This is a genomic window from Burkholderia sp. SIMBA_051 (assembly GCF_046534915.1).
Lineage (GTDB): Bacteria > Pseudomonadota > Gammaproteobacteria > Burkholderiales > Burkholderiaceae > Burkholderia > Burkholderia ambifaria.
On sequence record NZ_JAWRXS010000456.1, the window covers coordinates 1 to 261 of the forward strand.

The following is a 261-nucleotide window of genomic DNA, read 5'->3' on the forward strand; positions in this document are numbered from 1 at the left end:
GTTGGATCGTGGCTGTCGCAGCGCATGCTCAAGCGCGGCATCGCGTCGATCTACGCTCGCGGCTGGCTTAGCTGTGCGTTCGTGCTGCTGGGCGGGGCCTGCATCCTGCTGTCGCTGTATGTGGCCGAACACCCCACGCTGCGCGTGCTGCTGCTGGCGCTGGGCTGCAACCTGCCGCAACTGACCTTCGTGCTGAGTTCGGCGATCGTCGCCGAGATCTCCTTCGATTCGCAGCGCTCGGCCGCGATGTCGATCAGCAGC

1 pseudogene is annotated in these 261 nt (G+C 65.9%); it reads left to right on the forward strand.

Annotated features, from left to right (window positions below):
- Nucleotides 1-24 precede the first annotated feature (24 nt).
- Nucleotides 25-261, forward strand: a pseudogene (locus SB771_RS35270) (MFS transporter); the annotation flags it as partial.